Genomic DNA, 6,294 nt, shown 5'->3' with positions numbered 1-6,294 from the left:
GCGAAGTGGCTAAACGCGGCGGACTGTAAATCCGCTCCTTCGGGTTCGGCAGTTCGAATCTGCCCCCCTCCACCATTATTTTAATATGCGTTAAGTAATGGACAAGATATTGTCCCTTTTTTTCTTTTTGGGCTATAGCCAAGCGGTAAGGCAACGGACTTTGACTCCGTCATTCGTAGGTTCGAATCCTGCTAGCCCAGCCATAAGAGCCATTAGCTCAGTCGGTAGAGCATCTGACTTTTAATCAGAGGGTCGAAGGTTCGAGTCCTTCATGGCTCATTTTGCGGAAGTAGTTCAGTGGTAGAACATCACCTTGCCAAGGTGGGGGTCGCGGGTTCGAATCCCGTCTTCCGCTCCAAAGTTTTATACGACTATTCAAACCTTAAATGCATTGCATTTTAAGGTTTTTTTTATTATAAAAAACCATAAATTCCTATGATAAGAAGAATTGATACGCATTAAAAGAAGGAATTAAACTATTCAGCTAGCGTTTCGTTGATCCTAAATAGGCTCTTTACTCCTGAGAAACGATTTGCGAGACTGAACTAAGTTAATAAGGTATGATAGAAGTTAAGTGTGTACTTTTATAACCATTATATAAGCGATCTATAGATTAAAGAGTATTAGCATAAAGGTTCGGTGAATGACATTGCCTGATCGATAGGGGAAAAGGTGCTCTTTAAGTAATGCCAGTACGTTTGAAGAAGTTAATCTGGTTATGATATATATCAATTAATCCTGTCGATTATATATAGATGTTTTATAAAGAATCTACGGTTTGTTTGAGAGGTAGGTTAATTCAAGAATAAGGCATGGGGTCAAACGTAAAGAAAAACGACATTGAATGATAAATAGTGAAGGGCACAGGAGAAAATTTATATGACTGTCTCCTGGCTGTATACTTAGTACAGTAAAAGTTGACCCTTATCCGGAATGGATGAGGCAATGAATAGGGCCTATTCATTCTGGGTCTAAATATAATGAGTGAAACTAATACCAATAGGGATTTTGTTAGCCGTCAGTGGATACAGAGATCAGCATTCCATAAAGAAAAGCAGCAACCTTTTAGGATTACTGCTTTACATATCTTGTGTGAGTTTGATAGAGATTGATTAATGAGTCCAGTTCAGTACTTGCTTTGATGACATCAGAGTCAAGCATTGAAGTTGAAGAGGCAAGTAGTATCATTCTTTGGCGGCATTGTTCAATATCCTTCATAAGTATATGTAGTTCCAAGTCTTCACTCCTATCTGCAAGATGTTTTGTTACCTTTATTACCCATATTTATAAAGATTAAACAGTGTGTCAATGTAAAAAACAAAAATTATTTTTTATTGAAACTTTTCTCAAGGCCAGTGCGTATAAATGCTGAAGGCCGCCAATGCGGAGGATGGACAATTTGGAAGGACTTATTAAAGAAAGAATACAGGAAGTGCTGGGTGGTAAACAACAGGCATATGAAGACATCGTTCAGTTTTATAAAGACAGAGTATTTCAATTGTGCTATCGCATGCTGGGTGACCGCCATGAAGCAGAGGATGTGGCACAGGAAGCTTTTTTACGGGCATATATGAATATACACACTTTCCAGATGAACCGAAAGTTCTCCACCTGGTTATACCGGATTGCTACAAATTTATGTATAGACCGTATACGTAAAAAGAAGCCGGATTATTATCTCGATGCAGAAGTAGCAGGTACAGAGGGGCTTGATATGTATTCACAGATTCCATCGGATACAAAGTTACCTGAGGATGAACTGGAGAGTTTAGAGCTTAAAGAAAAAATGCAAAAGGAAATTCAGAATCTGCCTGAAAAATACCGCTCAGTTATTGTATTAAAATATGTGGATGAGCTATCTCTGAAAGAAATTAGTGAAATCCTTAATTTACCGGTAGGAACCGTGAAAACACGAATTCATAGGGGAAGAGATGCACTGAGAAAATCGATGCGATCTATATAAATGAGGTGGATTAAAATGAAACAATGCCCAGAAAACATCGCAGATTATATGCATGATTATCTCGACGATGACATTAATGAAGAACATTCCAATGTGCTTCTTTCGCATATAGCAGAATGTGATGAGTGTAAGAAAACCTTTCACGAGTTGAGTAAAACAGTTGCCTTTCTTCAAAGTAACCATATTACAGCACCTAGCGGATTTACCGCAAATGTAATGAGAAATCTACCTAAACAATCGAAAAGGCGAAGGTTTGAAAAATGGCTGCAGCGCAATCCAGTGTTAATTGCCGCTTCGCTCTTTATTCTATTGATGGGCAGTAGCTTATTTTCCTATTGGGGAGAGGATGAACAGTTCTCATTCTCTAAAGACCCTAACCTGGTCGTCGAAGGACAAACTGTGATTGTTCCGGAAGGAAAGACGGTCAAAGGGGACCTTGTTGTTAAAAATGGAGATATAAAAGTTGAGGGCAAAGTTAATGGGAATGTAACGGTTATCAATGGAGATAATTATTTAGCAGGAGCCGGTGAAGTGACTGGAAATATAGAAGAGATTGATCAACTGTTTGAATGGATTTGGTTTCATACTAAGGATATAGCATCAAGAGTTTTTTAATCTATAGATAGAAATAGACCTATTTAAGGCGATCCACCGCGGATGGCCTTTTTCTTTTTCTATGAATGAATTTGGGACTGAATTCTTAGAGTTTGTGGAACAGTATGTTATAATAGTGGGGTTATACAACATAGCGGTATATACACCGTTCATGGGAAAGGACATGACTGGAGGAAATGACATGCCGTTTCTAAACAACTTTTCTTTATTAGATTATATTATCAGCATAACCGACATATTTATCGTTTGGTTTGTTTTTTATAAATTATTGCAAATTATTAAAGGCACAAAAGCTGTTCAGCTATTACGCGGAATCCTTTTAATTGTGGTTGGCCGCTTTGCCAGTGAAATCATTGGCTTGAATACATTAAGCTATTTACTAGACAATGTAATGACTTGGGGCGTTTTAGCCGTCATCATTATATTCCAGCCTGAGCTAAGACGGGCACTTGAACAACTGGGAAGGGGTCGCTTATTTACTAGGACAAACTTTCAGGAAGAAAATGTGCAGGAGCAAATGATAGAAGCCATTATTAAATCAACTACTTATATGGCTAAACGTCGAATTGGTGCCCTTCTTTCGATAGAAAGAGAAACAGGTCTTAATGATTATATTGAGACAGGTATACGCCTTGATTCGAGAGTGTCATCAGAGTTATTAATTAATATTTTTATCCCAAATACGCCACTGCACGATGGAGCTGTAATCCTGCAAAATGGTACAGTTGCAGCTGCAGCATGTTATCTTCCATTGTCTGAAAGCCCATTTGTTTCAAAAGAGTTGGGAACAAGGCACAGAGCAGCACTGGGAATCAGTGAAGTTACTGATAGCTTAACAATCGTTGTTTCAGAAGAAACGGGGAGTATCTCATTAACGAAAAACGGAGAGCTTTATCGGAATCTTTCGTTAGATGAACTGCAAAATATGCTTGAAAATGAATTGTCCATAAAGAATAAACCGACATCTTCGACTCTTTGGAATTGGAGGTCGAGAAAAGATGGATAAGGTTACTTCTAGTAGTTGGTTTATGAAAATCGGAGCTTTTATGGTTGCTATATTTATGTATTTTTCTGTCAATAGTGACCCTATCAATAATTCGAGTAATCCTTATAATACACCCTCAAGCACAGAAACAACTACAATTAAAAATGTGCCTGTTGAGGTCTACTATGATACCGATAATTTAATTGTCAGCGGGGTACCAGAAGCCGTTGATATTACACTTGAGGGTCCTAAAAGTATAGTTATAACTGCTAAATCTACAATGGACTTTGAGATCTATGTAGACCTATCCGATCCTAAAATTGGTTCTCAAAAGGTACCAATCAAGGTAAAGAATTTATCGGATAAAATTAACTATACACTGACACAGGCCAATGCAACAGCAGTGGTAGAGGAGAAGGTAACAGAGAACTTCAAAGTCGAGGCTGAATTTGATAAAACACTATTAGCAGAAGGATATACATCAGATCCGCCATATCTAAGTCCAACAGAAGTAGAAATAACGGGTGCCAAGAGCCATGTCGATAAGGTTTCTGTTGTAAAAGCAACTGTTAAAACGGACTCACATGTAACGAATGATATTCTAACTGAAGCAACAGTACAGGCATTTGACAGCAATATGAACTTGTTAGATGTGAATATTGAACCTAGTACAGTTGATATCTCGATAAATGTAAACAGTCCTTCAAAAGAGGTCAGCCTATCTGCTAAAGCTACAGGAGCACCGCCCGAAGGAGTTACAATTGAAAGTATTAAAATTGATTCGGAGACAGCTACCATCTATGGAGGAGAATCCATTCTTAAAGATATAAAGGAGATAACGGTACCTGTTGATGTCAGTAATATTGATGAGGATACTGTAATTGAAATTCCAGTCAGTTTGCCTGATGGAGTAGTTGGATCTTCTATAGATACGGTTAAAGTGACAGTTAAGATAAAGAAGGAAAATACTCAAACAATCTCGAATATACCTATTGAAATAAAGGGACTAGACAATGAGAAATATGAGGCGAAAATTCTTAATCCTTCAAATGGGATGGTGGACCTGGCCATTGAAGGCGAGGCATCAAAGATTAAATCCCTGAAATCCAGTGATTTTGATATATTTATCGAGGTAAAAGATTTAAATGAAGGAAGCCATACAGTACCCTTAAAGGTGAATGCACCAGATGAGGTACATTGGGAACTGCCTAACAATAGTAAGTCAATTACAGTGGAAATCTCAGAAAAGAGTTCAGATGGATAATAACCTACACTCTTTCATAAGACAGTTAGGTATATATAGGCAATAAAATATGAAGTGTATTAGTAGAAGGAGAGATTTTTAATGGGTAAATATTTCGGTACAGATGGTGTGAGGGGTGTAGCAAATAGCGAACTGACACCGGAGCTTGCTTTTAAGCTAGGCCGATTTGGAGGATATGTGTTAACGAAACATAATGATAACCGTCCAAAGGTAATAATTGGCCGTGATACAAGAATATCCGGATTCATGCTGGAAAGTGCTCTTGTAGCTGGTCTGCTCTCAATTGGAGCGGAGGTCATGCGTTTGGGTATCGTTTCAACACCTGGAGTTGCTTATTTAACAAAAGCTTTAGGCGCAGAAGCAGGTGTAATGATTTCTGCCTCCCATAACCCTGTAGCGGATAATGGCATTAAATTCTTCGGCTCTGATGGGTTTAAGCTTTCAGATGATCAGGAAGAAGAGATTGAAGCATTATTGGATATGGAAGAAGATAAACTCCCAAGACCAATCGGAGAAAACATTGGAAGAATCAATGATTACCTCGAAGGTGGGCAAAAATATATTCAATACTTAAAACAAACCGCGGATGAGGATTTTACAAATATCCATGTGGCCCTGGATTGTGCACACGGAGCTACTTCTTCTTTAGCAACACACTTGTTTGCTGATCTGGATGCTGATGTTTCGACTATGGGTGCTTCACCAAATGGTCTTAATATTAATGAAGGAGTCGGATCCACACATCCGGATAAGCTGGCTGAATTTGTTCTCGAAAAAGGAGCGGATGTTGGTCTGGCTTTTGATGGAGATGGAGATCGATTAATAGCTGTCGATGAGAAAGGTAATATCGTTGATGGAGATCAAATTATGTTCATTTGTGCAAAATACATGAAAGAACATAATCGCCTTAAGCATAATACCGTTGTATCAACAGTTATGAGTAATATGGGATTTTATAAAGAATTAGATGTAAACCAAATCTTAAGTGCGCAGACAGCAGTTGGAGATCGGTATGTTGTAGAAGAAATGAAAAAAGGTGGATATAATCTTGGCGGAGAGCAATCAGGCCATATTATTTTCCTTGATTACAATACAACAGGAGACGGATTGCTGACAGGTGTACAGCTCATTAATATAATGAAGCTGACAGGTAAGCCACTTTCGGAACTTGCAGGCGAAATGAAAGTTTATCCACAAAAACTTGTCAATATCCGTGTAACAGATAAGCATCATGTAACAGATAATGAAAAAGTAAAGGCAATTATTGAGCAAGTGGAAGAGGAAATGAGCGGAAACGGGAGAATTCTTGTTAGACCGTCTGGAACTGAACCACTCGTTCGCGTAATGGCTGAGGCACCTACACAGGAGCAATGTGATCAATGCGTTGAGAGAATTGCCGATGTTGTAAGGGCAGAGATGGGCTTAGAATAATAATCATTTACAATTAATGCATAAGGGGAACAGTTC

At 38.4% G+C, this 6,294-nt stretch carries 6 protein-coding genes and 3 tRNA genes; 8 read left to right on the top strand and 1 reads right to left on the bottom strand.

Translation table 11 applies throughout. The features are described 5' to 3' along the window. Positions 1–128: 128 nt before the first annotated feature. The 3 genes from AC4D4A_RS17535 (at position 129) to AC4D4A_RS17525 (ending at position 358) form a co-directional block, all read left to right on the top strand. Positions 129–203: transfer RNA gene (locus AC4D4A_RS17535), tRNA-Gln, on the top strand. Between the two features lie 3 nt (positions 204–206). Next, a tRNA-Lys gene (locus tag AC4D4A_RS17530) sits at positions 207–279 on the top strand. Between the two features lie 4 nt (positions 280–283). Then, positions 284–358 (top strand) — tRNA-Gly (locus AC4D4A_RS17525). A gap of 713 nt (positions 359–1,071) precedes the next feature. Here AC4D4A_RS17525 and AC4D4A_RS17520 read toward each other — a convergent pair. Continuing rightward, positions 1,072–1,236, bottom strand: a complete 165-nt coding sequence (locus AC4D4A_RS17520; RefSeq protein ID WP_077247995.1) for an aspartyl-phosphate phosphatase Spo0E family protein — start codon at positions 1,234–1,236, stop codon at positions 1,072–1,074. 163 nt (positions 1,237–1,399) lie between these two features. Between AC4D4A_RS17520 and sigW the strand changes: the two genes are divergently transcribed. The 5 genes from sigW (at position 1,400) to glmM (ending at position 6,258) form a co-directional block, all read left to right on the top strand. Continuing rightward, positions 1,400–1,963, top strand: coding sequence for an RNA polymerase sigma factor SigW (sigW, locus tag AC4D4A_RS17515; protein ID WP_066102665.1), 564 nt, complete (start codon positions 1,400–1,402; stop codon positions 1,961–1,963). Between the two features lie 15 nt (positions 1,964–1,978). Beyond that, a complete protein-coding gene (locus AC4D4A_RS17510) occupies positions 1,979–2,578 on the top strand; it encodes an anti-sigma factor family protein (RefSeq protein ID WP_140462300.1) in 600 nt (199 codons plus the stop codon). Positions 2,579–2,759: 181 nt separating this feature from the next. Beyond that, on the top strand, positions 2,760–3,584 hold the full coding sequence (cdaA, locus tag AC4D4A_RS17505) for a diadenylate cyclase CdaA (protein ID WP_490997038.1): 825 nt from the start codon (positions 2,760–2,762) through the stop codon (positions 3,582–3,584). Then, positions 3,577–4,827, top strand: a complete 1,251-nt coding sequence (locus tag AC4D4A_RS17500; protein ID WP_490997037.1) for a CdaR family protein — start codon at positions 3,577–3,579, stop codon at positions 4,825–4,827. The genes cdaA and AC4D4A_RS17500 overlap by 8 nt, the downstream gene beginning before the upstream one ends. Before the next feature lie 81 nt (positions 4,828–4,908). Further along, positions 4,909–6,258 carry a phosphoglucosamine mutase gene (gene glmM, locus AC4D4A_RS17495; RefSeq protein WP_490997036.1) on the top strand — a complete coding sequence of 450 codons (1,350 nt, stop codon included), beginning with the start codon at positions 4,909–4,911 and terminating at the stop codon, positions 6,256–6,258. The last annotated feature ends 36 nt before the right edge of the window (positions 6,259–6,294 follow it).

It is taken from the genome of Pradoshia sp. Z5_111 (genome assembly GCF_058267535.1).
Note: the sequence above shows the minus strand (reverse complement) of the source record. Positions and strands in the feature narration are given on the sequence as shown.